Annotated in this window: 28 protein-coding genes; 5 read left to right on the top strand and 23 right to left on the bottom strand. The window is 34.2% G+C overall.

The window, feature by feature from the left end:
• Window positions 1-109: 109 nt before the first annotated feature.
• The 6 genes from L0669_RS21380 to L0669_RS21355 form a co-directional block, all read right to left on the bottom strand.
• Entirely contained in the window at window positions 110-1,438 is a 1,329-nt protein-coding gene (locus L0669_RS21380; RefSeq protein ID WP_263759887.1) for an aldehyde dehydrogenase, read from the bottom strand.
• 75 nt (window positions 1,439-1,513) lie between these two features.
• Complete coding sequence (locus tag L0669_RS21375; protein WP_263759886.1) at window positions 1,514-2,203, bottom strand: RluA family pseudouridine synthase; 690 nt, start codon at window positions 2,201-2,203, stop codon at window positions 1,514-1,516.
• 98 nt (window positions 2,204-2,301) lie between these two features.
• Window positions 2,302-2,652, bottom strand: coding sequence for a four helix bundle protein (locus L0669_RS21370; protein WP_263759885.1), 351 nt, complete (start codon window positions 2,650-2,652; stop codon window positions 2,302-2,304).
• Between the two features lie 130 nt (window positions 2,653-2,782).
• On the bottom strand, window positions 2,783-3,601 hold the full coding sequence (panB, locus tag L0669_RS21365) for a 3-methyl-2-oxobutanoate hydroxymethyltransferase (protein ID WP_263759884.1): 819 nt from the start codon (window positions 3,599-3,601) through the stop codon (window positions 2,783-2,785).
• A 49-nt stretch (window positions 3,602-3,650) separates the two neighbouring features.
• Entirely contained in the window at window positions 3,651-4,844 is a 1,194-nt protein-coding gene (locus L0669_RS21360; RefSeq protein ID WP_263759883.1) for an SH3 domain-containing protein, read from the bottom strand.
• Window positions 4,845-4,967: 123 nt separating this feature from the next.
• Window positions 4,968-6,395 carry an L-serine ammonia-lyase gene (locus L0669_RS21355; RefSeq protein WP_263759882.1) on the bottom strand — a complete coding sequence of 476 codons (1,428 nt, stop codon included), beginning with the start codon at window positions 6,393-6,395 and terminating at the stop codon, window positions 4,968-4,970.
• A gap of 320 nt (window positions 6,396-6,715) precedes the next feature.
• On the opposite strand from L0669_RS21355, the gene L0669_RS21350 reads away from it, so the two are divergent.
• The 4 genes from L0669_RS21350 (at window position 6,716) to L0669_RS21335 (ending at window position 10,730) form a co-directional block, all read left to right on the top strand.
• On the top strand, window positions 6,716-8,863 hold the full coding sequence (locus L0669_RS21350) for a cation:proton antiporter (protein WP_263759881.1): 2,148 nt from the start codon (window positions 6,716-6,718) through the stop codon (window positions 8,861-8,863).
• A 56-nt stretch (window positions 8,864-8,919) separates the two neighbouring features.
• A complete protein-coding gene (locus L0669_RS21345; RefSeq protein ID WP_263759880.1) occupies window positions 8,920-9,582 on the top strand; it encodes a class I SAM-dependent methyltransferase in 663 nt (220 codons plus the stop codon).
• Between the two features lie 2 nt (window positions 9,583-9,584).
• Entirely contained in the window at window positions 9,585-10,283 is a 699-nt protein-coding gene (locus tag L0669_RS21340; protein ID WP_263759879.1) for a VanW family protein, read from the top strand.
• 84 nt (window positions 10,284-10,367) lie between these two features.
• Window positions 10,368-10,730, top strand: coding sequence for a VOC family protein (locus L0669_RS21335; protein ID WP_263759878.1), 363 nt, complete (start codon window positions 10,368-10,370; stop codon window positions 10,728-10,730).
• A 115-nt stretch (window positions 10,731-10,845) separates the two neighbouring features.
• Here the strand turns inward: L0669_RS21335 and L0669_RS21330 are convergent, their stop codons facing one another.
• The 6 genes from L0669_RS21330 to L0669_RS21305 form a co-directional block, all read right to left on the bottom strand.
• A complete protein-coding gene (locus tag L0669_RS21330; RefSeq protein ID WP_263759877.1) occupies window positions 10,846-11,526 on the bottom strand; it encodes a mutarotase in 681 nt (226 codons plus the stop codon).
• 8 nt (window positions 11,527-11,534) lie between these two features.
• Complete coding sequence (locus L0669_RS21325) at window positions 11,535-12,434, bottom strand: TlpA family protein disulfide reductase (RefSeq protein WP_263759876.1); 900 nt, start codon at window positions 12,432-12,434, stop codon at window positions 11,535-11,537.
• A gap of 32 nt (window positions 12,435-12,466) precedes the next feature.
• On the bottom strand, window positions 12,467-12,835 hold the full coding sequence (locus tag L0669_RS21320; RefSeq protein ID WP_263759875.1) for an iron chaperone: 369 nt from the start codon (window positions 12,833-12,835) through the stop codon (window positions 12,467-12,469).
• Between the two features lie 172 nt (window positions 12,836-13,007).
• Complete coding sequence (locus L0669_RS21315; protein WP_173971886.1) at window positions 13,008-13,475, bottom strand: SRPBCC family protein; 468 nt, start codon at window positions 13,473-13,475, stop codon at window positions 13,008-13,010.
• Window positions 13,476-13,767: 292 nt separating this feature from the next.
• Window positions 13,768-14,718 carry a polysaccharide deacetylase family protein gene (locus L0669_RS21310; protein ID WP_263759874.1) on the bottom strand — a complete coding sequence of 317 codons (951 nt, stop codon included), beginning with the start codon at window positions 14,716-14,718 and terminating at the stop codon, window positions 13,768-13,770.
• 5 nt (window positions 14,719-14,723) lie between these two features.
• Window positions 14,724-15,119 (bottom strand): DoxX family membrane protein, encoded by a 396-nt coding sequence (locus tag L0669_RS21305; RefSeq protein ID WP_263759873.1) that lies wholly within the window; start codon window positions 15,117-15,119, stop codon window positions 14,724-14,726.
• Window positions 15,120-15,205: 86 nt separating this feature from the next.
• Here L0669_RS21305 and L0669_RS21300 point away from each other — a divergent pair, with 86 nt between their 5' ends.
• Complete coding sequence (locus L0669_RS21300) at window positions 15,206-16,039, top strand: helix-turn-helix domain-containing protein (protein ID WP_263759872.1); 834 nt, start codon at window positions 15,206-15,208, stop codon at window positions 16,037-16,039.
• Window positions 16,040-16,199: 160 nt separating this feature from the next.
• Here L0669_RS21300 and L0669_RS21295 read toward each other — a convergent pair whose 3' ends face one another.
• The 11 genes from L0669_RS21295 to L0669_RS21245 all read right to left on the bottom strand — a co-directional run bounded on the left by L0669_RS21295 (window position 16,200) and on the right by L0669_RS21245 (window position 24,761).
• Window positions 16,200-16,781 (bottom strand): LOG family protein, encoded by a 582-nt coding sequence (locus L0669_RS21295; protein WP_263759871.1) that lies wholly within the window; start codon window positions 16,779-16,781, stop codon window positions 16,200-16,202.
• A gap of 297 nt (window positions 16,782-17,078) precedes the next feature.
• Window positions 17,079-17,621, bottom strand: a complete 543-nt coding sequence (locus L0669_RS21290) for a GNAT family N-acetyltransferase (RefSeq protein WP_263759870.1) — start codon at window positions 17,619-17,621, stop codon at window positions 17,079-17,081.
• Between the two features lie 366 nt (window positions 17,622-17,987).
• A complete protein-coding gene (locus L0669_RS21285) occupies window positions 17,988-19,112 on the bottom strand; it encodes a lactonase family protein (protein WP_263759869.1) in 1,125 nt (374 codons plus the stop codon).
• Window positions 19,113-19,353: 241 nt separating this feature from the next.
• Window positions 19,354-20,451, bottom strand: a complete 1,098-nt coding sequence (locus tag L0669_RS21280; protein ID WP_263759868.1) for an MBL fold metallo-hydrolase — start codon at window positions 20,449-20,451, stop codon at window positions 19,354-19,356.
• Between the two features lie 8 nt (window positions 20,452-20,459).
• Entirely contained in the window at window positions 20,460-20,885 is a 426-nt protein-coding gene (locus L0669_RS21275; RefSeq protein WP_263759867.1) for a DUF1801 domain-containing protein, read from the bottom strand.
• Between the two features lie 6 nt (window positions 20,886-20,891).
• A complete protein-coding gene (locus tag L0669_RS21270; protein ID WP_263759866.1) occupies window positions 20,892-21,938 on the bottom strand; it encodes a serine hydrolase domain-containing protein in 1,047 nt (348 codons plus the stop codon).
• 300 nt (window positions 21,939-22,238) lie between these two features.
• Entirely contained in the window at window positions 22,239-22,607 is a 369-nt protein-coding gene (locus L0669_RS21265) for a nuclear transport factor 2 family protein (RefSeq protein WP_173971876.1), read from the bottom strand.
• A gap of 100 nt (window positions 22,608-22,707) precedes the next feature.
• Window positions 22,708-23,406, bottom strand: a complete 699-nt coding sequence (locus L0669_RS21260; protein ID WP_263759865.1) for a hypothetical protein — start codon at window positions 23,404-23,406, stop codon at window positions 22,708-22,710.
• A 16-nt stretch (window positions 23,407-23,422) separates the two neighbouring features.
• Window positions 23,423-24,103: an aspartate/glutamate racemase family protein gene (locus L0669_RS21255; RefSeq protein ID WP_263759864.1), complete on the bottom strand. Its 681-nt coding sequence runs from the start codon at window positions 24,101-24,103 to the stop codon at window positions 23,423-23,425.
• A gap of 9 nt (window positions 24,104-24,112) precedes the next feature.
• Window positions 24,113-24,328, bottom strand: a complete 216-nt coding sequence (locus L0669_RS21250; RefSeq protein WP_263759863.1) for an ArsR family transcriptional regulator — start codon at window positions 24,326-24,328, stop codon at window positions 24,113-24,115.
• 22 nt (window positions 24,329-24,350) lie between these two features.
• Complete coding sequence (locus tag L0669_RS21245) at window positions 24,351-24,761, bottom strand: hypothetical protein (RefSeq protein WP_173971872.1); 411 nt, start codon at window positions 24,759-24,761, stop codon at window positions 24,351-24,353.
• Window positions 24,762-24,818: the final 57 nt, after the last annotated feature.

Raw genomic sequence — 24,818 nt, 5'->3', positions numbered from 1 at the left:
GAATTGTTTTATATTCTGGGGTTTAAGGTAAATATTGAGACGTAAATATAATATTTTTAATCAAATTCATATGAAAATCTCAAAAACATTACGAAATTGTTTTTGGCAGCTAGATCCAGTCTAAAATCCTTTTTATAGAAGCTAATTTATCCTTGTAAGGCGCATATCTCATAGGTAAATCGAGCCAGTTTGCCTTTTTTACGACAGCTTTATGATGAGAGAAAATATCAAAGCTCAACTGACCATGATAAGCACCCATACCACTGTGTCCGACTCCGCCGAAAGGCAGTCTTTTGTTAGAAAAATGAACAACACTATCATTGATACAACCACCTCCAAAAGCATACGTTTTAATTAATTTTTTAGCAAATGATTTATTTTCGCTAAAAACATAAAATGAAAGAGGTTTCTCATAACGGCTAATCACGTTTTCAATGTCGGCTTCTGTTTCGTAAATTAGAATTGGTAATATAGGCCCGAATATTTCTTCTTTCATAACCGGACTATCCAATGCCGGTTCTTCGATTAAGGTTGGCGAAATATAAAGTTGGTTGGCATCTGTTTCTCCTCCAAAAACTACTTTTTCAGGTTCGATCATGTTAGCTAGTCTCAACCAGTTTTTAGTATTGATAATTCGAGCAAAATCGGGAGATTTGTCCATTTTTTTGCCGTATGCTTTTATGATTTCCTCGATTAAAAAAGAAATGAAATTAACCTTCATATTTTTCTGAATCAAAATATAATCTGGTGCAATACACGTTTGACCGGCATTAATAAATTTACCCCAGACGATGCGTTTTGCGGCAAGTTTTAAATTGGCCGTTTCATCGATAATACAAGGGTTTTTTCCGCCAAGTTCAAGTGTAATTGGCGTTAGATTTTCAGCAGCAGCTTTTGCTACAACTTTTCCAACAGCAACACTTCCGGTAAAGAAAATATAATCCCAGCGCTGCGCCAGTAATTTATTCGAGACTTCGACACCGCCTTCAACAACTTCGACGTGATTTACATGAAATGTCTTTTCGATAATTTTTGCGATTATGGCTGAGGTGTGCGGCGTAAGTTCAGAAGGTTTTAAAACTACTCTGTTTCCTGCTGCTACGGCCGAAACTAAAGGACATAATGCCAATTGAAAGGGATAGTTCCAGGGAGCAATAACCAGAACGTTTCCGTAAGGTTCTTTATAAATATAATCTGTTGAAGGAAAATTAAGAAGTGACGGGAAAACGCGTTTTCGGTTTGCCCATTTATGAATGTTTTTGATCGTGTCTTTTAGTTCCGAAATAACATAATTAGTTTCGGTCAAAACAGCTTCAAATTCTGGCTTTTTAAAATCATCGTACAAAGCTTTTACAATTAAGTCTTCGCTTTTCTGAATGTTGTACAACAATTTTTTTAGCGTTTCTTTTCTGTATCCGATGTCGTTTTTATAGTCCATTTTTATGATTCACTTGAATTTTGCCCATGCAAGTTAATCGATAAAAATTAAAAAATTAACAATTGTATCATAAAATCAAATCGCATTCCAAATAGTTTCATCCGGAGTTGGCGCGACGATCGTAATGTCCTCTTTAGAAACAGGATGCACAAAAACTAATTTTCTGGCATGAAGATGAATTCCGCCATCAGGATTACTTCTGTCGAATCCGTATTTTAAATCACCTTTAATTGGTGACCCTATTGCCGACAATTGTGCACGAATTTGATGATGGCGCCCTGTATGTAAATTGATTTCGAGCGCTGTGTAATTTTGAAGTTCTTTAATGATCTTGTAATCCAGACTTGCGAGTTTACTATCAGGAACTTCTTTTAAATGCGCTTTAGAAGTATTGTTTTTTTCGTTTCTCTTTAAATAATGAACCAATTTAGCACTTGCTTCCTGAGGTTTATTCTTAACAACTGCCCAATATGTCTTTTGCGTTTCACGATTACTGAACATTTCGTTCATTCGCGTCAGTGCTTTGCTTGTTCTGGCAAAAACTACAATTCCGGTTGTAGGACGATCTAAACGATGAATCACACCCAGAAAAACATCACCAGGTTTATTATATTTAACTTTAATGTATTCTTTTACAACATCAGATAAGGGTTTGTCGCCCGTTTTATCGCCTTGTACAATATCGCCCACACGTTTGTTTACCACAATAATGTGATTGTCTTCGTGTAGAACCTGGAGATTATTTTTATCTGAAACGATTTTCATATTAGACTTGCTTAGATTTTTAGACTGACTTAGACTTCTTAGATTTATGGACTTACTTAAAATTTTAACTTTTTTGAATTATAATCTTTTTAAAACAGTTATAACAAAGTGGCTCTGAATCTTGAAGTCATTTTTGTGATTTCTTCTAAAAGAGTTATTAACTCTGTTGTATTTTCTTCATTAATAAATCCTAAATCAGAGGATATTAGAAGTTGTGTTTCTACTTCATAAGCTGAACCAATTGCAATTTCTAAAAATCGTGCAAAATCTTTATTTGAATTTCGTGAAGAACCTTCTGCTATGTTTGAAGGAATAGAAACAGAAGCTCTTCGTAATTGATTCGTTATTCCAAATTTTTCTTCACTTGGAAAACTGGCAGTCACATTATAAATTTTAGAACAAAATAATCTGCTTTTTTTCCAAATTAAAAGCTCTTTAAACTGATGCATATTTTAAGATTTTAGATTAGGCTTTCTTAGATATTTCATGCATTAAACTTCTTAGATTTATGTTTTAAATAATTTAAAAAGTAAATCTAAGAAGTCTAAGTCAGTCTAAAAATCTAAGTCAGTCTAAAATTTAATACTGCTCACTAGAATTAGGAAAATCGCTCGACTTAACATCAGCAGCATATTGACCAATTGCTTTTGTCATTTCTTCGTAAAGATTTAAGTAACGACGTAAGAAACGCGGACTAAATTCATTGTTCATTCCTAGCATATCGTGAATAACTAAAACCTGACCGTCTACACCGCCACCTGCACCAATACCAATAACCGGAATCGAAATACTTTCGGCTACTTTTTTAGCTAAATCAGCTGGTATTTTTTCTAAAACAACCGCAAAGCAACCTACTTTTTCAAGTAATTTTGCATCTTCGATTAGTTTTTCGGCTTCCTGATCTTCTTTGGCACGAACGCTGTACGTTCCGAATTTGTAGATCGACTGAGGTGTTAAACCTAAATGACCCATAACCGGAATTCCTGCGTTTAATATTTTTTTGATAGATTCTTTAATTTCTTTTCCTCCTTCAAGTTTTACAGCGTGACCGCCGCTTTCTTTCATGATTCGAATAGCAGAACGCAAAGCCTCTTTTGGATCAGACTGGTAACTTCCAAAAGGTAAATCTACCACAACTAAAGCTCTTTCTACAGCGCGAACTACAGACGAAGCGTGATAAATCATTTGATCTAAAGTAATTGGCAATGTCGTTTCGTGACCCGCCATAACATTTGATGCTGAATCGCCCACTAAAATCACATCGACTCCTGCGGTGTCAACAATTTTAGCCATTGTAAAATCGTAAGCAGTAAGCATAGAGATTTTTTCTCCGTTGCTTTTCATTTCGATCAATGACTTTGTTGTGATTCTTTTATAATCTTTTTTTGCTACTGACATTTTGTTTTTTTTTGAAGATGTAAAAGTATTGAATAATTATAGATTGAAATCAGCAATAGAAGAATATTTCGATGGTAAATATCTTTCCATCTTTAAATTCGATTCTAAATTCGCTGTCTTCTATTTGTATAGCGTAAATATGTGGAGTTTTTATAGAAGCATTAATATAAGCTCCATATTTCTCGATAAATGCTTTTTCAGTTAAGGTATGGTCTAATGTTGCATTTGGGTTTAGAACAAGTTTGTTGCTTTCGTTAATGAAAACCTTTGTGATTTCAGCCTGATTTTTTTGTTCGTCTACAGAAGCTTCTAAATCCGGATAATAATAAAAAAGTTCACTTAGATAAACTCCGCATTCATCATTTACATGCGCTGTTTTAGTCGGTTTTCCGAATATTTTTACCAGATCTTTTTGCGTTAAATACCAGGCTTTGGTTTTTAATCCTTTCAGAATAAATTCTGATTTTTTAACGAAAGCCAGAATCTCTTCCGGTTTTTTATGCTTGGCTAGTCCTTTGGCTACAGCCATATTCAATTCAGTATCAGCAAGAAGTTTAGGATCGTTTAATTGCTTGACCACTTCGTAATAACGTTGATATGCTGGTGCTAATGTAGTGGTCTCGCTGTTCCATGCTAATTCTACAAGTCGTTCACCAATCGTTTTGCGTTCTGTAATATTAGTAACATCGAGTTTGTCGAAGTCTTTTAGTAAAGAATTAAAATCAGGTCTTTTGCCTACAAATTTTCTCAATGTAAATTTGGCATATTCATCATTAAACTGACCGCTAATATTTACCCAGTCTTCCTGATTTTTAGGAAGATAATTTATAGCAACAGGATCACCAGTGTTGAGGATTTCTCTAATTTTTGCATTTTTGTCAGGTTGTGCACGTGCTTTTAAACCCGCAACCAATACAAAAAGATGATTACTGCCATAATAATCATCACTTTCTATAAGTGGATTTTCGCCGTCTTTAACCTTAACATCCCGGGCATTTAATCTTGTTGCAATAAACTTTTCCGGAATATATCCTTCAGATAAATTATCAGCTTTTACTTTATACCAGCCATCTTTACTTTCAGATAATAATTGTACTTCGGCACCGTATCTAAAATAACCCAAAAACTCAGCAGAAGTATTGGCAGAAGTATACAAACGCGTATCTGAATTTAGGAAATAACGTTCCTGAGAATGCAATAAAACAGTTGTAAATAAAAGTATGAAGAGGTAATATTTTTTCATGAAGTTGAGTTTGATTTTTTGCCACAGATTAAAAGATGAAAAAGGACTTTAATTACACAGTGCGGAAATATTTAATCTGTGCTAATCCTTTAATCTGTGGCTATAATAAATTAAGCAAACATCTTAACAATCCGCCATGTTTACAGCAATTGCCAATCCGCCTTCAGAGGTTTCTTTGTATTTAGAGTTCATGTCTTTTGCGGTTTGCCACATTGTATTGATCACTTTATCTAAAGGTACTTTTGCGTTTTTAGAATCAGTTTCAAGCGCTAATTCGGCAGCATTTATGGCTTTTATGGCGCCCATTGTATTTCTTTCGATACACGGAATCTGAACCAAACCACCAATTGGGTCGCAGGTTAAACCAAGGTGATGTTCCATAGCGATTTCGGCAGCCATTAAAACCTGAGCAGGAGTTCCGCCCATTAATTCGCAAAGTGCCGCCGCAGCCATCGATGATGATACGCCAATTTCGGCCTGACAACCACCCATCGCAGCAGAAATGGTTGATCCTTTTTTGAAGATACTTCCAATTTCTCCGGCCACCATCAAAAATTGTTTGATTTCTTTTTCGCCTGCATTATGGTTTTCAATTACCAGATAATACATTAAAACAGCCGGAATTACACCGGCGCTTCCGTTTGTAGGTGCTGTAACTACCCGGCCTAAAGAAGCGTTTACTTCATTCACGGCAAGTGCAAAACAGCTAACCCATTTCAGGATTTGACGAAATTTTACTTCGGTTTTTCTAATTTCTTCCAGCCAGTTTTGCGGATCAGAATAATTCGATAAACCTATTAAGTTTTGGTGCATATCAAAAGCTCTTCGGCGAACGTTTAATCCGCCCGGAAGAATACCTCCGGTATGACAACCAATATACATACATTCTAACATCGTGTTCCAGATACGCATTAATTCAGAATGAATTTCAGCTTCCGGACGCATCGATTTTTCGTTTTCATACACAATCTCAGATATTGATTTATTTTCTGAAACGGTATAATTTAAAAGTTCAACAGCATTTTGAATCGGAAAGGGGAAAGCGCATTTGATCACCTCTTTGATCTTGGCATTTGTGCGTTCTTCTTTTACCACAAAACCTCCTCCAATAGAATAAAAAGTAGATTCGTACTCAGAATCATCAGCTTTATAAGCCGTAAATTTTAGTCCGTTGGCATGAAAAGGAAGAAACTCTTTATTGAAAACAATATCCTGAAGAAAATAAAACGGAATTTTATATTCGTTTGCCAGAATAATCTCGTTGTGATCTTCGATCGTTTTTATGATTCCGGCAATGTTATCAACGGGGATATATTCAGGATCCTGCCCGCTTAAACCCAACATTACAGATAAATCTGTGGCGTGACCTTTTCCGGTTAAAGAAAGCGATCCGTATAAATCGACTTTTACACGTGTAATCTGGTCTAAAATTGATTCGTCTTTTAACTCTTCTAAAAAACGTTCTGCGGCTCTCCAAGGCCCTAAAGTATGTGAACTTGAGGGACCAACGCCAATTTTAAGCATATCAAAAACAGAGATACATTCTTCCATTGTGCAATATTTATTAAGACAAAGATAATTGAATAATGCAATGATCATTTATTTTCGTTTGTTAATGTTGCAGTTTTGTTAAAAAAAATATTAAAAATTAATAATTTGGCAACGAAACAAAAATTATTACTTAATATACCGTTTTCGTGAAAAGTTCGTATTTTTTTTAGGTATTTTTGTAATGAAACAATCACTAAAGAATCCGGTTTTTTTTAATGCTAATAAAGCAACCGGTAAACCATAACTTCTGGTATTTCATTTTAATTTGGATACACTTTTCGGGAAAGATTAAAATACCACAAAGAAGATAAAAATATATTATGATAGAATTTTTCAAGCATTTTTTACAAGAATTCGAATTACCTCTCAGCAACCCAGTATTGATTTTCTCGTTAATACTTTTCATTATTCTCTTGTCACCTATTTTACTAAAAAAAATAAATATTCCCGGAATCATCGGACTTATTATTTCAGGTGTTATCATTGGCCCACACGGACTTAATATCTTGGCCAAAAACTCAGCCGTAGATTTATTTTCGACAATTGGGCTTTTATACATTATGTTTATTGCCGGTCTGGAATTGGATATGAACGAGTTTAAAGCTAATCGGAATAAGAGTTTATTATTCGGTTTTTTTACGTTTATTTTCCCTTTAACTATTGGGTTTCCGGTTTGTTATTATTTGTTGCAATATGATTTTAATGCCAGTTTCCTGACCGCGAGTATGTTTGCTACGCACACGCTTGTAGCTTATCCCATTGTGAGTAAGTTAGGTATCGCAAAAAATCAGGCAGTTGCCATAACAGTTGGAGGAACGATTTTAACCGATACTGCCGTTTTGATCATTCTGGCCATTATTATGGGAAGCAGTCAGGGGAACCTGAATCAGGCTTTCTGGATAAAACTTACGGTTTCATTAGCCATTTTCTCGGCGATTATGTTTTTGGTGATTCCAAGAATTGCAAAGTGGTTTTTTAAGAAATTAGAAAGCGAAAAACACGCTCATTATATATTCGTTTTGTCTGTTGTTTTCTTCGCAGCCTTTTTGGCCGAAGTAGCAGGAGTAGAGCCTATTATTGGGGCTTTCGTTGCCGGTTTGGCGTTAAATCCTTTAATTCCGCATTCGTCTGCATTGATGAATAGAATTGAGTTTATCGGGAATTCACTATTTATTCCGTTTTTCCTGATTTCGGTAGGAATGTTGGTCGATATTAGTGTAATTCTTAGCGGACCAACGGCCTTAATTGTAGCCGGAACGTTGAGTGTGGTGGCAATTTTCGGAAAATGGACTGCAGCATTTTTTACTCAGATTGTTTTTAAATATACCAAAACGGAAAGACAGCTTATTTTTGGATTAAGCAGTGCACACGCCGCTGCAACGTTGGCGGTTATTTTAGTTGGATTTAAAGCAAAAATTCTGGACGAAAATATTTTAAACGGAACGATTATTTTAATTTTAATTACCTGTATTGTAGCTTCATTTGCTACTGAAAAAGCAGCTAAAAAAATTGCCATTTGCGAAGAAGAAATTTCGCATGAAGAAGCAAATAGCGATCAGATTCTTGACGAGCATATTTTAATTCCCTTAGCTAAAACTTCGGCGGCAGCCACATTATTAGATTTTGCGCTTTTAATTAAAGATAAAAAATCAGCAAATCCGGTTACATTATTAACGATTGTTCCCAATAACGATCAGGCCGAAAAAAACATTTTAAAGTATAGAAAAGCAGTTGATAAATTTGTGATTCAGGCCTCGGCTTCAGAAGTGAAAATCAATACAATTGCCAGAATCGACCATAATCCTGCAAGCGGAATTTCGAGAACTTCAAAAGAAATCATGTCGGATATTGTGATTGTGGGCTGGCCTAGAAAAACAGGTTTTCTCGATAAAATTTTTGGTGAAAACGTAGATTCCATTATCAATAATGTCGACAAAAGTTTGTTCATCTGCAGATTTCAAAAAACATTTATAGAAGAGAGAAGATTGGTTTTTATATGTCCGCCATTTTCTGAAAGAGGAGTTGGATTTCATTTGTTATTACAGAAAATCTGCCGATTATCGCAGGAATTAAGTATTCCGATAATCATTTATGCCGAATACAAAACGCATCAAACGATTCAGCAAATTGCCACGAACTTAAAATTGAATGCCAAATTAGGTTTTAAAAGTATTATGGATTGGGATGATTTCGAATCGATTTCTGATGAAATTAAACCAACCGATTTAATCGTTTTTAACCTTTCCAGAAAAGGTTCTGTTTCGTACCAATCGATTTTTGATAAATTACCGCAAAAATTCGAAAGATCATTCGAAGAAAATAATTTGATTTTGGTGTATGCACAAGATGATCGAAAAGTTACTTCTATGGATGCCTACGAAGATTTTACAGCAACGCCATTAACAAAAGGTCTTGAAGCCATTGAGCAAATTGGTCGTGGTTTGGGAAATATTTTGAAGAAAGGATAAAAAATGTTTTTCGAGTAAGATTTTTATTATTTTTGATTTTGTCTTAAAAATTAGAAATGAACGAAATTGTACATTATTATAATGATCTCGCCAAGACTTATGATCAGGATAGATTTGATAATTCTTACGGAAAATTTATCGACTCGCAAGAACGAAAAATTCTCGATAAATTACTAATTAATCAAGATGAACAAATTCTTGATCTGGCTTGTGGTACCGGAAGATTATTAAATTATGCTTCGATTGGTGTTGATGCAAGTGCTGAAATGATTGCAGTTGCAAAACGAAAATTTCCTGAAAAAACATTTCTGCAAAACGAAGCCGATACGATCAATTTGGATGAGAATTCTGTTGACACCATTATCAGTTTTCATTTTTTTATGCATCTGAATCAAAATAAAATCGATCAGGTTTTAGCTGAATCCAATCGGATTTTAAAGAAGAATGGCCGCCTTATTTTTGATATTCCATCGCGAAAAAGACGAAATTTATTGGGTTATAAAAAAACGAATTGGCACGGTGCAAGCAGTTTGAATATTGCTGATTTAAAGGCTAATCCAGATTTTGTTGTTAAAAAAACATACGGATTATTATTTTTCCCCATCCATAGATTCCCTGCTTTTTGCCGTAAATTTCTCGTGGCATTAGATTCATTTTTGGCAAATTCATTCCTGAAAGAATACAGTTCTTATTTAATTATAGTATTAGAAAAGAAATGAAAATGCTAAAACCTCTCAAGATTAATATCAAATTACTAATTAGATTTAAAAAAGATCTGTTTAGTAAAGATTTGTTTCGATTTTCTAAAAAGTGCCAAAATGATTTTACCTTTAATCATACGATCACTTTATCGCAGGAAATAAAACCAGGCCAGACGTTCGAGAATAAATTGCATAATATTCTTTTGGCTTCAAAAAGAATTAATAGTTATCTTCTTGAACCCAATCAGATTTTTTCTTTTTTTAAAGTAGTAGGAAACCCAAATCAGGACTTTAAGAAAAGCCGAACCTTAGTAAACGCTCAGTTGGTAGAGGAGAATGGCGGCGGTATGTGTCAGGTATCCGGCATTATATATCAAATAAGTTTAATTGCCGGTTTAGAAATTTTAGAACGACACAATCATTCGGTTGATATTTATACCAATGAAACGAGATTTGCGCCTTTGGGTTGTGATGCGACTATTGTGTATGGTTATAAAGATTTAAGAATAAAAAATAATTTGTCCTTTCCGGTTCGATTTAAAATTGAAATAAAGGAAAATTTTATTCATGTCAATTTATTAAGTGAAAGTATAATAGAAGAAAAAGAATTGCTTTTTGAATCGAAATTGGATAAAGAATTTATTACCGTAAATGTGCTGAATAATAACAGAAAATTATTGAATCAATCGAAGTACAAAAGGATGAAAACAGAGTTGTAATGTTTTGGTTGGTATAAAAACGTATAAAGTTTGAATCGTTTTCTTAAATTTGATAGAGTACAACCAACCCTAATATTCAATAAAATGAAACACAGAGCAGTATCAATCAGACCCTTTATTGGAGCCAAAGATTTTGAAGTTTCCAGAAATTTTTACCGTGATTTAGGTTTCGAAGAAGGAGTTCTAGATCCTAAGTTTTCTGTTTTTAAAACGGGAGATTTAGCCTTTTATCTTCAGGATTATTATGATAAAAGCTGGATCGAAAACACCATGATATTTCTTGAAGTTGAGGATGTCGATTACTATTACAATCAATTATTGGCTTTAAACTTAACCGAAAAATATGGGGTAAAGCTAACGCCCACAGTGCATTTGGAATGGGGAAGTGAATGTTTTTTGCATGATCCAGCCGGAGTTTTATGGCATTTTGGAAAATTTAATAAATAGTTTTATTGCCACGAATTTCACGAATGAACACGAATTTTACTTAAATCGACATAAGATTTAAGCATATTTCAATTAGTAAATTGCTTCGTCTGTCGCTCAGGTCTTTACGAATAAATTAAATTCTAAATTCGGCTAGATGAATGGTGTTTTTTTCGCGCTGGTACCAGTCATTATAAACCAATTCCAGATTTTCGACCTGCAATTCTCCAAAATCATAGTCGCGATATTTTTCTACAACCTGCATTAATTTTTGCGGATTTTCAAGTTTTTCCTGAAATCGCAATACGGTCGAATGTGCTGTTGAAATAGCATATCGGCTATCGATACTTTGTTGTAAAGAAGACTTTTTAAAATCCTCCCGAAGTTTATCCCTGAAATTATTTAAAGAGTCATCTGTTGGGAAACCTTGAATCATTATAGCAGACGGAGAAGCCGTAACACCCCGAAATTCAATTTTAATTTTATCTAAAATCACCAAGCTTTGCTGAATGAGATCGATATATTCGTGAACATTTATTGCATCTAAAGTAAATCCATCATAACAGGAAATAATCGACATCAGGGTAATATGAATGTCTGAGTCAGGATAATAGTATTGATTGGGTTCAATTGTCTTTAATTCGTTTAAAAACAACTGAATATTCGCTTTAATTATTTCGCTTGGGCGAATGAGAAACGTAATGCCAAAACGGGAATCAGATTCGTTATTAATTTGAGCATCTAATTTATAATTACCTGCCAGAATAGCCTCTGAAGATTTTTTATAAAGTTCGTTATAGTGTTCTTGTAAATTCATTATACTGTTTATTCAGCTTCAAAAACAGATTTTAAAAGCTGCTGTAATTCATGTTTGTTGTTCTCGCTGCTACCTTTCCATTTTCCAATAATGACTCCGTTTTTGTCAATTAAAACCTTATGCGGAATGCCAAAAACAAAATAATCTTTATCAATCGTGGCTTTGTTTTCAGTAACAGAAAGATGTTTCCAGGATTCGATTTTTTCTTTCGCAATAGCATTCTTCCAAAGATCGGCTTTTTGATCTTGAGTAACACTAATGATTTCAAACCCTTGTTGGTTGTATTTTTTGTACAATTCTTTGATATAAGGCAGTTCTTCAAGACACGGAGCACACCAACTTGCCCAAAAGTCTATCAGAACGTATTTCTTTTCTTTAAAATCACTTAGCGAAATGGTTTGACCAGTAATATCTTTTAAAGTAAATGCGGGGGCAATACTGCCAACTTTACTTTGTTTGAAATACTTTAGTCGTTCCGACATTTCTTTGCCTGTTGGAGAATTCTGTACTTCTGGAGAAAAATTTTGGAAAACTTCCACGAAAGTGTCATAAAAATTCATTCCCGTAAAACGACCAACATTTATTTTCATTATTTCTAAAGCCTTTAATGAATTTGGATGTTTTCTGGCAAAATCAAAATCAAGTTTTAATTGGTTGATATCGTTTTGATCTTTCGCATTCCAAAGTGTGTCTAGACGAAGTGTAAGCAGATTTCGTTTAGCGATGTCTGTTTCAAGCTCTATTTTAAGATTGTATTCTTTGATTAATTTCGAAAGAGAATCTTGCATTTTTTGGTTTGGTTTGTGCAATTCTGCAAGTTCTTTTTCGATTGAAGTTTCGTTTTGAGCGATAATAAAAGGACTTACAAAAAGTGAAAGAAGCAAAATAAAGAGTTGTAATTGTTTCATAGAATTGGTTGAATTCGGTTTAGGATTAAATCTTATTTCTTTTTTGCTTTTTCCAGGTTTTCTTTTACTCTAAATTTTACAATTTTTGTTATCAAATCATAAGGCATGGGCTGATCCAACGGAAATTGTACCGAACCTTTACCGGATTTATACTTTGAAAGTTCTGCTGCAAAAGTTGCATGACCACTTGGTAAAGCATACAAACCAATATGATTTTTGAAAGCAGCAAAATAAACTAAAATTCCGTTTTGTTCAAAAGCCGGCATCGAATAACTGATTTTTTCTTTGGCCTCAGGAGCCGCTTTCTGAATCGTTGCTCTTACATTCTCTAAAATCTCCTGTACGTCATTTGGGAACGCGCCAATGTATTCGTCGATATTTGAAGGTTTTTTTGTTTCCATTTTTTTGATACAATTAATTTTAAAGAATAGGTTAATGAATCTCTCGCAAAGGCGCGAAGTCGCAAAGTTTTAGCACTCAGATTGCGCGTATTTAAGCTGATTTTTTAATGTTTTTATTTTAAACTTTGCGCCTTTGCGCGATTAAAACATAAAATCTTAATTTATAATCTTCTTACGCGAGACCTTTCGGAAATCGATCCAATACTAAATTCAATAAAATATTATGTTCTAAATAGGCTTTTGCTCCCGCCAATACTAACGTAAAACCTTCAGTAGAATTGCGAACCTGATCGATTATTTTATCCGCATCTCCTTTTAAACCTGAGTTGGTAATGCTCACAAAAGTTTCATTTTCGTTTAGCGGACTAAAAATCCATTCTACTAAAGTCGTTTCATCGGGATTTCCCCATTCGATCACAATCTTATGATTTTCCTGTAAAACATGCGTGGTAACGGTTAATGAGAAACCATACATTTCCCATGTCCACTCAGTTGTGGTGTCTTGTTCTAATTTTCCGGAACCTTTTGTAAACCAAAATTTACGGGTAATTTCCGGATTTATAAAAGCCTGAAAAACTTCTGAAACAGGTTTTCTGATCAGCATTTCGGCTTTTGCGAAGTGATTATTTTCTGCTTTCATTTTTTTATGGATGAGATGTTGTTTGTAAGATGTAAGATCTGAATCAAGCTTAATTTGTCATTTCGACGGAGGAGAAATCACACGCGTTGGTCTACTACGATTGGCGACATTCTTTGACGAGTTTCATGTGTGATTCCTCGTTTCTCGGAATGACAAGATTGGGTTTAAACCTGGTACTTTTTTCGAACATCTAATTTAAGAAAGAAATTCCAATTACCATTAATTAAAAAATCCACACAAGTTTTTACCTGCATGGATTATAATCTAAAATCAGCAATCTAAAATATATTAGTTATTCTCTTATTGTAGTTTTATCGTGCAAAGCTATTTCGGCAATTTCATCTTTACGTTTAAAGCTAACACCTTTGTGTTGTTGCATATATCGAATAAGATCATTTGCAGCTTTAACCATTTGCGGAGTTCCGCCAATACGATCATGAAAACTGATTGACATTTGCCTGCGTTGTGTTTCGCTTTCGGCATATAATTGATCGAATTCCATTTTGGCTTGTTGTAGAAACTGATCTACGGAGAAATTTTTTCCTTCGATTAGAACGATATCATTGCAACGTAATGTGTACGGAACCACAGCAAAATCTTTGTTTTTTACCTGAATAATAAAAGGTTCATCACGACTGATATCATCAATATGATATTTAAAACCCAGTTCCTGCAGAATATTTAATGTATTCGGTCCGCGACGTAACCAGTTGGCATTATAACCAATAGCAGTAAAACCAGTTACATTCTTGATTGCATCTACACCATCTTTTATAAACTTCTTTTCTTCTTCATAAGGCATTGTATATTGCGTGCTCCAGTTCATACCGTGTGCTGCAGCTTCGTGACCGCGTTGTACAATTTCCTTGGCCAGTTCAGGATTTTTTAGAACGGCAGTTCCTACCATATGAGAGGTCACTTTTACGCCTAGTTTATCCCAATTGTCCAGCATACGCGGAATCCCTTCTTTATACCCGTAATTGTACCAGGTTGCGGCGGGAAGATCGATATAACCCTTTTGTATGTTTTGAGGAAACGGACTTTCGGCATTATCAGGTTGTCCGCCGGCTTCAAATTGCATCGAAATCGAAACGACTAATCTCGATCCATCGGCCCATTTTGTTTTTGGCGGCGCTAAAAATGATGAAGTTTTGGATACTTCTGCGAAGGTGTCTATTGGATTTATCATCCCGACCATTCCAATAATTCCGGTTTGTTTTATAAAATTTCTTCTTGAACTCATGACTATTATTTTTTAATTAAAAATGAATCTATTGCCCAACTATTATAATCTATAAAATGTAAAAGTAAGGCAAAAAATGCAACGTGAATTAACTGTGACGGAATGGCTTCCCAGTTCTCAATCATCGAAGTTCCAAACAATAAAGCCAGCATTACAAATCCTCCCGCAATCAAAGAAGGTTTTGTAAATAAACCCAATAGCAAAAGCAAACCAATTGCGAATTCGGCTATTGGTAAAATGTAGCTAAAAGGCGTTACGATGAATTTAGGCAGCATAGAATTTTCAAAATTGCCAATCATCCAGTTGCTGAAAGTGGTTAGTTTGGGTAAACGTACCAATCCGTGACCAAACATGCTGATGGCGACGGCAAGACGTAGTAATAAAAAAGAAGTAGTTTCCATATTTTGTATGATTTTATAATACAAAGTTGAGAAGAACTGCTTTTTAAAACTTGTACAATCATTGGAATATTTTGTACTTTTGCGAGATGGAAATTAGAAATTTATACCATCCTTTTGAACTTCAGTTTTTAGAAGTTTCAGAATATGAAGCCAAAGAACGCAAGAATACATTTTTTGAAATGGTTTTTGTATTAGAAGGAAAAGGCATCCAGATTATAAACGATCATCGTTTGCCTTATGCCGGTGATAAATTATTTCTAATTTTTCCGCAGGACACGCATAGTTTTGAAGTGATCGAAAAAACGAAGTTTTTCTTTATTCGTTTTCAGGATAGTTATCTCAAAACCCAAAGCAACGACTGGATCCAGAAACTGGAATTTATTTTTCATAATCACAATCATTTACCGGGTTGTATTTTAAAAACAATCACCGATAAACCTTTATTAAGAGCCATGATCGAGGCTTTGATTCGGGAGGAGAGTAGTAGTTTTCCGCAACAGCAAGAGGTTATCAAGCAAATTCTGAATACAATTATTACCATTGCTGCCAGAAATATTTCGCTTATCTCGCCAATGGCAATTGCGCCATCTAATACAGAACAAAGTTTGGATTTACTGCATTATGTTCATCAGAATATTTACAAGCCTGAAGCATTAAAAGCAACAAAAATGGCTTTAGAATTTAATGTTTCACCAACTTATATCAGTGAATATTTTAAAACCAAAACCGGACAAAGTATTCAGCAATATACGATGGCCTATAAAATAAAACTGATCGAAACGAGGCTAAAATTTACCAATATGCAAATCAACGAAATTGTGTATGAGTTTGGTTTTAGCGATGCAAGTCACCTGAATAGATTGTTTAAAAAATATACAGGATTGAATCCAAGTGATTATAAAAAACAGTTTAAAAATTAAATAAACAAGTCCCAGCGGGACGAAATATTTATAGAGAATCAAAAAATTACATAATAAAAGAGCCCCAGCGGGGTGAAATATTTATCTATTCAATAAAAATAAATATGTCGCGCCACCGGAGCTTTGATGTAAAAATTAATTAATTACATTCAAGATCAATTTAAAGCTTTTTTCCATCAATCCATTTCCCAACTGTTGGAGGATCATAATTTTGCATCTGATGTAATAAATCATCAATGTTATCGCTCACCAAAAGCATTTGCTGATTAACATCTTTTAGTAAACCTTTCTCTACCATCACTTTCGTTAATTCGATCAAAGAATCATAAAATCCGTTGATGTTTAAAATCGCAATTGGTTTTTTATGCAAGCCTAATTGTGCCCAGGTAAGCATTTCGAAAAGTTCTTCGAGAGTTCCAAAACCACCCGGAAGTGCAATTACACCATCGCATAAATCGTTCATTTTGGTTTTTCGTTCGTGCATGCTTTCTACCAAAATTAATTCGGTTAAACCCAAATGCGCTATTTCTTTCGATCTTAAAAAGTTGGGTAAAACTCCAATTGCTTTTCCGCCTGCATTTAAAATACCATCAGCTACAGCGCCCATTAAACCTACGTTTGCTCCGCCGTAAACCAATTCTATATTTTGTTTTGCCAGGGTTTGTCCCAGCAAAGTTGCTTGTTCTTTGTAAATTTCTTCGGTACCAAAACTGGATCCGCAGAAAACAGTAATTCTTTTCATTGTTAGAAGTTATATGTTATTGGGTAAATGTTGAAAGTAATAATGAAAATCAAAGATTAAAAATCTGTATTTGTGCCGTTAGGCACTAAAGATTGGTAGAAAAAATATGAATTAGAAGAGATTTAGCGTGCCGTAGGTACGCAACAAAATATGACGTTGCGCACCTATGGCACGCGAACCAATGTCTTAATTCTATGATTACCAATATTTAGTGCCTAAAGGCACATCGAAAATCTAAATTGTCAAAAGACAGAAGATGTTCCTAATAATAACTCATAACTCATAATTCATAATTGTTTATAATTGATAATTTTCAGCTTTCAATTCATATTCAAAATGAGGCAGATTAACGGGAACATTCCCTATAACATTTACTTCACCAATGTTTACAGCTCCCAATTTACCAACTGCTTTTTGCGAACGAATATTATCTGTACCAATATGAAATAATACTGAGTCTACATGCTTAAAAGCATAATCGATCAATAATTTTTTATTCGATTTATTGTATAATCCGCCCCAGAATTTTCGGCCAATAAAGGTAAAACCAATCGCAATACTTGATTTCTCAGGATTGTAATCGTAGTAACGGGTATTGCCTACAATTTCGTTTGTTTTTTTGTCTAAAATTAAAAAAGAACTTTTTGAGTTGATGGCCGCGTCAAAAAATGTTCTGAAAACTTCAATTTTATATCGGTCTTTCATTGGATGTTGTTCCCAAATTAAAGGATCTGACGCTACTTTATAAAGCGCGTCAAAATCGCTTTCCTGCAAGGGAACTAATTTTGTAATGTCGTCTTCTAAAAAATCAGGCTGTAAATTGAATTCTGAATTATTCATTTTTTAAAGTTTTAAAGTTTTCGTTTACCACTAAAGTTTACGAATGAGCACGAATTTAAAATAAAAAAATGACTTTAGTTTTTGTATGAGAGAGTTTTTTGCCACAGATTACAGGAATAAAATGATTTTTTACGCAAAGTTTGTTATCTCGATTTCTATGATAAATGCATTTTTTTAGGAGCTAATCCCGCTATCCGTTCCAATCTTTTGTGGCGAACCCCGCCACAAAAGGATTTCCACTTCTATCGGGGCTAGGACAATCATTTTCATAATAATATTTTCGCCTAATTTGTCATTTCGAAGAATGAGAATAAAAAAAAACAGTGCAAACCAGTTCAATCCGTAAACCCCGTGGGCAATTAAAATCTAAATTCTTTTTATCTGAACACAAGAAACATTCTCCATTTGAACTTCTTTGCCTACTTTTTTTAGCATTCCTGTTTTTGGATTTCTTTTAAAAACAATCACATTTCCGGAATTAACATTTGTGGCAATCAAAAACTTCCCACTTTCATCAAGGGCAAAAACGCGGGGATGACTGCCTAAAGTCGATTGATAACCAATATTTTTTAAGAGACCCTTTTCATCGATTGAAAAAATTGCGATGTTATTTTCTTTTCCGCGGTTTGTGGCGTACAAAAATTTTCCGTCAGGCGAAATGTGAATGTCTGAACTTTCAAATCCGGAAGTTATGCTGTCGGGATGCGTATTGATGCGCTGAATTTGTTTTAGAGTTCCATCGTGGTAATCATAAACGCTTATTGCGCCGGCCATTTCTTCGATACAATAACCAAATTTTTCGTTTGGGTGAAAGGTAAGATGTCTTGGTCCGGCTTCTAAATCTGTTTTGGTAAAAGGTACTTTTGTTGCAACTAAAGGTTGTTTTAAAGTGGCATCAAAACGATAACAACGGATTTTATCGGCACCCAGATCAGGAAGAAATAAATAATCATTTTGAGGCGAAAATACCGTTGAATGTACGTGGGACCTCGTTTGTCGTTCTTTATGAGTGCTTCCGTCAGTATATTGAAAATTCTGTGCAAGCGAATCAATTTTTCCATTTTCTAATAACGAATGAACCGAAACACTTCCTTCAGAATAATTACCATTTACAAGCCATTTTCCGCTTTTATGAACCGAGAGATAAACCGGATTTTCGCCACCGCTGGATTGTTTGTTTAAAAAAGTCAGGGTTTTGTTTTCAGGATTAAATTCAAAACTGCTCACGCTTCCCGCATTTGGTGTTTTGGTATCAGTACAGGCATACAAGTATTTCCCGTTGGGCGATAAAGTCAAATACGATGGATTGATGGTGTTTTTTGCTGCGGTTATTTTGGTTAGATTTCCTTTTAAAGTATCTAATTGATACACCTGAATAGATTCTGCGTTCTTGTCACGATTGTAGCTTCCCAGGAAAACATAAGTATTTTGGGAGAAACTATTTAAGGTGAGGAAAAAAGCAATTGCTAAAAGGTATATTTTTTGGTTCATGGTTTTTGTTTTGTTTCAAGTTTCAGGTTTGCACACAATCTTGTCATTTCGATGGAGGAGAAATCACACTCGTTAATCGACAAAGTTTAGTAATACTTTGCGGAGTTTCTAGTGTGATTTCTCCTTTCAGTCGAAATGACATAGTATTCGTTTATTTGTTTCAGGTTTCAGGTTTTCACTAAATAGTCACAGTTTTTAATCTAAAATCTAAAATCTAAAATCTGCAATCTAAAATCAAAAATTACCTAACCCCTTTCCACCATTGTTGAAATTCTTGTTTTTCGTTTCTAAGCGCTACTAATTCTCCAATTTTTGGTGTAATTAACGGAATTGGATTTTCTGAAGCAGCATTCAATTCGGTTACTTTTATTAAGGGTTCGTCCCAGGCATGAAGCGACAAAGGAAATTTTGAAGAATGAACCGGGAAAACTCTTTTTGCTTTGATATCTTTCATTGCTTTGATAAGATCTTCAGGCAGATTATGAATGTATCTCCAGGCAGGATTATATTGTCCGTTATCGAGAAGCGCAATATCAAAAGGACCATATTTATCGCCAATTTCGGCATAATGTGTGTCGTAACCACTATCACCGCCCAAATACATTTTAAAATTGTTGGCTTCTAATACAAAAGAAGTCCAAAGTGTGTTGCAGCGCTCAATACTTCTACCCGAAAAATGTCTTGATGGCGTGGTGTAAAGCGTTAAATTCTGATCAAGTTCTATTTTTTCGTACCAGTCTTTTTCGATGATAATTTCTTTAGGAAACTTCCAATATTCAAGATGTGAACCTACGCCAAGCGGACAAATTATTTTTTTGATTTTTGGCTGAAGATCCATGATTGTTTTATAATCAAGATGATCATAATGATCGTGCGTGATCAATAAATAATCGATCTCAGGAAAGTCATTGGCAGTATAAATATCCGTTCCTTTAAACGCTTTTGTGGTTCCGTATATAGGAGAGGCGTTGCCGCTAAAAACAGGATCGATTAGAAAACGTTTTCCTTCGAGCTGAATGTAATAGGAGGAATGCCCAAACCAAACCAGAATATCCTGATCCGGAGAAAGTTCTAACAGATTGGTTTTTATACTGGGAATTATATCCGACGGAATTTTGCGGTCTACTTTTTTAAATAAAAAATCGATAAATACTTTAGAAAAACTATAACCTTCTGCGAGTTCAGGCGTAAAATGAATGTTTTCGAATTTCCCGTTTTTATAATTGGGTGATTTTTGCATTAAAGCCAATCTTTCTCCGGAGGGTTTTTTACCATATCTGGGATGTTGTGAAACCAAAATAAGAATGGCGAACAGCAAAATTATTAAAGTTAGGATCATGGTGGTATTTAATTTGAGGGATATAATTTTTTTAAATTTTCTAAAGAAAGTGCAATCATATTTTTAAGGACGTCAATATCGATATCGGCTAATTTTTGGACATAAATACAACCTTTTGATGGTTTGTGCTTGCCTAGTTTAGCAAGTAATTCGTCTCTATCTTCGGGCGCTGTATATACATAAAGGGATATCGCTGCTTTTCTTGGAGAAAAAGCCACAAGCGGGGCATCGCCTTCGTGACCGCTGGCATATTTGTAATGATAACTTCCGAAACCAATAATACTTGGCCCCCACATTTTGGGTTTAAAATGACTAACTTCCTGCATTATTTTGACAAGCTCAAAAGCGTCCTTTTTTTTGGTTTCATCTTCCACAAAAGCATTAATAAAATCAACAATACTTTCATTAGTTTCGGTAGTTTTATTTTTTGCCATTGTGCTTTATTTTTTATTGAGCAAAGTACCTTTTAGCAGAATGTTTTTGATTTTCAATTCTGTAGCGTAAAATAAATCACGATCTTGATTCATTTGGTTTTCTAGAATAATCAAACTTACGTCGCTTTCCGGAAAGTATAAATTTACAGAAGAAAATCCATCACCTAAACCGGTATGACCAACATATTTAATAGGTTCGTTGTCAACAATTCTAAAACCGTATCCGTATCCTACTTTTTCTTTTCCGAAGAAACTATTTTGAGCTGTTATATTGTACTTAAACAGTAATTGATAACTTTCCGGTTTTAGCAATTTTCCTTTATGGAGATTTTCATTCCAGATGGCTAAATCGCTGGCTGTTGAAACAATTCCGTTAGAAGAAGTTCCATCGACAGTAATCATCGTTTTTGATATTTTTTTAAAGGAGTTATTATTGTTGACATATCCGGAAACTAAATTTTTAATTGGAGCTGCAGAAAAACAAAGTGTGTGTTTCATTTTTAGCTCTTTAAAAAATGAATTGGCTACTTCATAATAACTTTTTTTAGTAACAGATTCAATGATTTTCCCCAATAAACTATATCCTAAATCACCATATTTAAAGTCACTTCCGGGTTTAAATAAAAGCGGTTTCTTTAGATCCACTATTCCATGCGTATGATTTAAGAGTTGGTGAACCGTTACAGAATCTGCCCAGGTTTGAGTCAATTGCGGTAAATATTTTTTTATAGGTGCCTGTAGATCGATTTGGCCTTTTTCGACTTCTTTTAGGATTAAAACAGCCGTGATTTGTCTGGTATTCGACATGATTTCGAATTGGCTGTCTGTTTTTAAATATTTTCGGGTTTCAAAATTAGTAAAACCATATGCTTTATTATAAACCGTTTTTCCGTTTTTAGCAATCAGGACAACACCATTAAATATGGGATTGCTGACACTTATTAAACTATCAATTTGAGCGGCGTAATTGTTTTTTTTCTGAGCGAATGTATTATGATTTGAAAAGAAAAGAATAGAAGATAATAGGAAGAGGATTCGAAGTTTGGAAGTCATTTTTTTGTTTTATTTTTTTGTTTTATTTTTTTGTTTCAAGTTTCAGGTTTGGGTGTGAATTTTGTGCCACTTTGTGTTGCGAATTAACCGCAAAGACCGCAAAGTTTTTTATCAGTGAGAAAGTTTACAAACACAAAGTTCGCAAAGCTTTGTATTGAATTCGCTTTGCGAACTTTACTATTTTATTAAACTCCGTAAATAAAAAAACATTGCGGTCTTTGCGGTTAATTCAGTAATAATTTTCATTTTTTTAATCTCGAATGTAAACTGTTTACCGCGACTGAAAACTGCGACTACAAACTAGAACATTCCGTTTTTGTTAATAGGTTCCCGGGGTACAGGTTGTCCTAAATCCCAAAGTTCTACAATTTTATCCGATTTAATTTTAAGAATATGGACTACCGCAAAACCCAGATCGACCGGGGTTTGTTTTAAATGCGAATGCACGGCGACCAGATTCCCGTCTTCTAAAATATGATGAATTTTAAAAACTTTATTAGGGTTTGTTCTCGTAGATTCTTCCATTGCCAACATCAAAGTATCGGCATCACCTTTAAAATAGGCATTATGATGTTTAAAATTTGCGCCAACATACAGACGGAAAGCTTCGTGTGAATGCCCTTTTGCAGCAAGCTTTAAAAAGTTCTGGGCTATTTCTTTCTTAGTCATGATTTTAAAATTTTAAAAAGCTAACTAAGTTATAAAATAAGATTTTAAGAAGTTAAAAAAGCATTTAATATTTTATTCGAAATGTTTAAAATTTATATTCTTAAAGAATAATTAAACCTTTAGATTTTAAATAGCGATTTTCATTGATAAGTTTTTTTGCTTCGGGACTAATCCAAAAATTGGGACGATAGAGTTTTGTACTGCTTTGCAATTTTGGTTTGTTAGATAATGCCTTTATATTTTTTACTAAGTCATTAAATAATAACTGATTATTAAATTGTTGTGCATCAATAGCCGAATTGAATTTATCCGAAGAAAAACTTACAACTTTAGGATACGTTAGTTCTAAGCCTATTGTGCCTTCAGTATTCATGTAAGCAATGCTTAAACTTTCTTTATTCTCTGAAAAAGTAAGATAAAAAGGACTGATATTGATTACAGGTTCTGTTGGATCGACCAATTTAAATGCATCAGAAATAGCACCTTCTTTGTCTATAATTTCTTTAAAGTCAATTTTACTGATATTGTCTGTAATCGATATTCTTATTTTACTCTCGTAAGACCAATGTTCTTTTTTATCATATTCTTTATTGCCAATTATGATTTTGGTAAAAAAATCTTTGTAACCATTAAACACATAAGATGCATCAGTTGCAGTATAATCTATGGGAACCCTTGCATTTGTAATAACAAAGTAAAATTTAAGTTCCTCGAAAATTGATTCAAATTCTGGAGGTGTAAGGATAAAATTAAATTTATTCCAGCCTTTTCCAGAACCCAGTCCGCCAAAATAGCTCATAGATTATAATTTAAGTTTAAGCAAGCATAAAGCTCACAATAGTGTCAGAATGTATTTTTGTGGTATCAAAAACAGGAACAGAAAAATCAGATTGATTGATTAATAACGGAATTTCGGTGCAGCCTAAAATAATTCCTTCTGCGCCACGTCCGATGAGTTCGTTGGCAATTTTGATATAGTTTTGTTTCGATTCCGGATTTATAATTCCTTTGCCCAGTTCTTGTTTCAAAACTTGTTGTATATAATTTCGGCTTTCCTGACTTTCCGGAATCAATACATTCAAACCAAAAGTCTTTAGGCGATCTTTATAAAAATCCATTTCCATAGAAAACGAAGTTCCTAATAAACCAACAGTCGTGATTTTTTCTTGTACTATAGCTTTTGCAGTTTCAGTACCAATATGAATTAAGGGTATATCAATTTCTCTTTCGATTTTGTCCGCATGCATATGAGCTGTATTGGCACATAGTACAATGGCATCAACGCCACTTTTTTGTAAACTTAAACAAGCATTGAATACCAGTTCGTATGAGTTTGGCCAGGTTTTTTTCTGAATATCGCCAAAGTTCAAAGAATAAATCAGGCATTCTGCAAATTGCAGTCCGCCCAGCTTTTTATTTACATCTTCGTTTATGAATTTATAATAATCAATTGTCGAAACCCAACTGGTTCCGCCTACAAGCCCAACTTTTTTCATTCTTTTTATTTATAAATCTTCCGACTTGATTTGCGAAATATCGATGCCTAGTTTTTCAAATTCTTCCTGTCCTAAATCAGTAATATAAAAATGCTTATCGGTTGGTTTGCTTTTAGCAATCCATCCTTTTTCGGCAAAATTTTCTACCAATAATTGCTCTAATTTTCCGCCAATATGTTCGTAGCACATTTTTGCGGGTTTTCGTGATATTGATTTCTCGCTCATCTTGAAAAATATGAAGTTAAAATTATTTTGAAACAACCAGTTTTCTGGCAAAATAAGCCATTGGTAAGTACGCAAATACGATATCTATAATGTTGTACCAAATTGGAGACGGCAATGTGCACACATTTACGATACCTCCTAACAAAAAGAAAGCACCAATTACCAGAGACAATTCGGTTTTGCGAGTGGCGGCAATTACTGCTGTTGTAGCGGCCCCGGCAAAAGTACCTATAGCATGTGCCAGAAAAGGAAAAATAAAATGTTTAGGTTCGAATAAATGCATCGTAGCTTTTAATCCTTCCATAGTGGTAACGTCTGCACCATTTGGAGGCGGTATAACCGAACCACTCATTAAAATAATAGCCATGTTGACAATACTTCCCACAAAAAGGCCAATAATTACGGCCAGCGTATTTCTGAAAATAGGATTCATAATTTCAATTTTAATAGCACGAATTTATGAAAATTATGAACGTCATTTTTACGAAAA

The sequence above is a fragment of the Flavobacterium bizetiae genome (assembly GCF_024271895.1).
GTDB lineage: Bacteria > Bacteroidota > Bacteroidia > Flavobacteriales > Flavobacteriaceae > Flavobacterium > Flavobacterium bizetiae.
Note: the sequence above shows the minus strand (reverse complement) of the source record. Positions and strands in the feature narration are given on the sequence as shown.

Bases quoted from the DNA above. Each gene is read 5' to 3' on its own strand.
- L0669_RS21265 (WP_173971876.1), bottom strand. From the start codon at position 22,607: ATGACTAAGAAAGAAATAGCCCAGAACTTTTTAAAGCTTGCTGCAAAA.
- L0669_RS21310 (WP_263759874.1), bottom strand. From the start codon at position 14,718: ATGAGTTCAAGAAGAAATTTTATAAAACAAACCGGAATTATTGGAATG.
- L0669_RS21380 (WP_263759887.1), bottom strand. From the start codon at position 1,438: ATGGACTATAAAAACGACATCGGATACAGAAAAGAAACGCTAAAAAAA.
- L0669_RS21245 (WP_173971872.1), bottom strand. From the start codon at position 24,761: ATGAATCCTATTTTCAGAAATACGCTGGCCGTAATTATTGGCCTTTTT.
- L0669_RS21295 (WP_263759871.1), bottom strand. From the start codon at position 16,781: ATGAAAAGAATTACTGTTTTCTGCGGATCCAGTTTTGGTACCGAAGAA.
- L0669_RS21255 (WP_263759864.1), bottom strand. From the start codon at position 24,103: ATGAAAAAAGTTGGGCTTGTAGGCGGAACCAGTTGGGTTTCGACAATT.
- L0669_RS21315 (WP_173971886.1), bottom strand. From the start codon at position 13,475: ATGAAAGCAGAAAATAATCACTTCGCAAAAGCCGAAATGCTGATCAGA.
- L0669_RS21340 (WP_263759879.1), top strand. From the start codon at position 9,585: ATGCTAAAACCTCTCAAGATTAATATCAAATTACTAATTAGATTTAAA.
- L0669_RS21285 (WP_263759869.1), bottom strand. From the start codon at position 19,112: ATGAACCAAAAAATATACCTTTTAGCAATTGCTTTTTTCCTCACCTTA.
- L0669_RS21355 (WP_263759882.1), bottom strand. From the start codon at position 6,395: ATGGAAGAATGTATCTCTGTTTTTGATATGCTTAAAATTGGCGTTGGT.
- L0669_RS21350 (WP_263759881.1), top strand. From the start codon at position 6,716: ATGATAGAATTTTTCAAGCATTTTTTACAAGAATTCGAATTACCTCTC.
- L0669_RS21335 (WP_263759878.1), top strand. From the start codon at position 10,368: ATGAAACACAGAGCAGTATCAATCAGACCCTTTATTGGAGCCAAAGAT.
- L0669_RS21250 (WP_263759863.1), bottom strand. From the start codon at position 24,328: ATGAGCGAGAAATCAATATCACGAAAACCCGCAAAAATGTGCTACGAA.
- L0669_RS21260 (WP_263759865.1), bottom strand. From the start codon at position 23,406: ATGAGCTATTTTGGCGGACTGGGTTCTGGAAAAGGCTGGAATAAATTT.
- L0669_RS21305 (WP_263759873.1), bottom strand. From the start codon at position 15,119: ATGGAAACTACTTCTTTTTTATTACTACGTCTTGCCGTCGCCATCAGC.
- L0669_RS21275 (WP_263759867.1), bottom strand. From the start codon at position 20,885: ATGGCAAAAAATAAAACTACCGAAACTAATGAAAGTATTGTTGATTTT.
- L0669_RS21280 (WP_263759868.1), bottom strand. From the start codon at position 20,451: ATGATCCTAACTTTAATAATTTTGCTGTTCGCCATTCTTATTTTGGTT.
- L0669_RS21320 (WP_263759875.1), bottom strand. From the start codon at position 12,835: ATGGAAACAAAAAAACCTTCAAATATCGACGAATACATTGGCGCGTTC.
- L0669_RS21290 (WP_263759870.1), bottom strand. From the start codon at position 17,621: ATGAATAATTCAGAATTCAATTTACAGCCTGATTTTTTAGAAGACGAC.
- L0669_RS21330 (WP_263759877.1), bottom strand. From the start codon at position 11,526: ATGAATTTACAAGAACACTATAACGAACTTTATAAAAAATCTTCAGAG.
- L0669_RS21325 (WP_263759876.1), bottom strand. From the start codon at position 12,434: ATGAAACAATTACAACTCTTTATTTTGCTTCTTTCACTTTTTGTAAGT.
- L0669_RS21370 (WP_263759885.1), bottom strand. From the start codon at position 2,652: ATGCATCAGTTTAAAGAGCTTTTAATTTGGAAAAAAAGCAGATTATTT.
- L0669_RS21300 (WP_263759872.1), top strand. From the start codon at position 15,206: ATGGAAATTAGAAATTTATACCATCCTTTTGAACTTCAGTTTTTAGAA.
- panB (WP_263759884.1), bottom strand. From the start codon at position 3,601: ATGTCAGTAGCAAAAAAAGATTATAAAAGAATCACAACAAAGTCATTG.
- L0669_RS21375 (WP_263759886.1), bottom strand. From the start codon at position 2,203: ATGAAAATCGTTTCAGATAAAAATAATCTCCAGGTTCTACACGAAGAC.
- L0669_RS21270 (WP_263759866.1), bottom strand. From the start codon at position 21,938: ATGACTTCCAAACTTCGAATCCTCTTCCTATTATCTTCTATTCTTTTC.
- L0669_RS21360 (WP_263759883.1), bottom strand. From the start codon at position 4,844: ATGAAAAAATATTACCTCTTCATACTTTTATTTACAACTGTTTTATTG.
- L0669_RS21345 (WP_263759880.1), top strand. From the start codon at position 8,920: ATGAACGAAATTGTACATTATTATAATGATCTCGCCAAGACTTATGAT.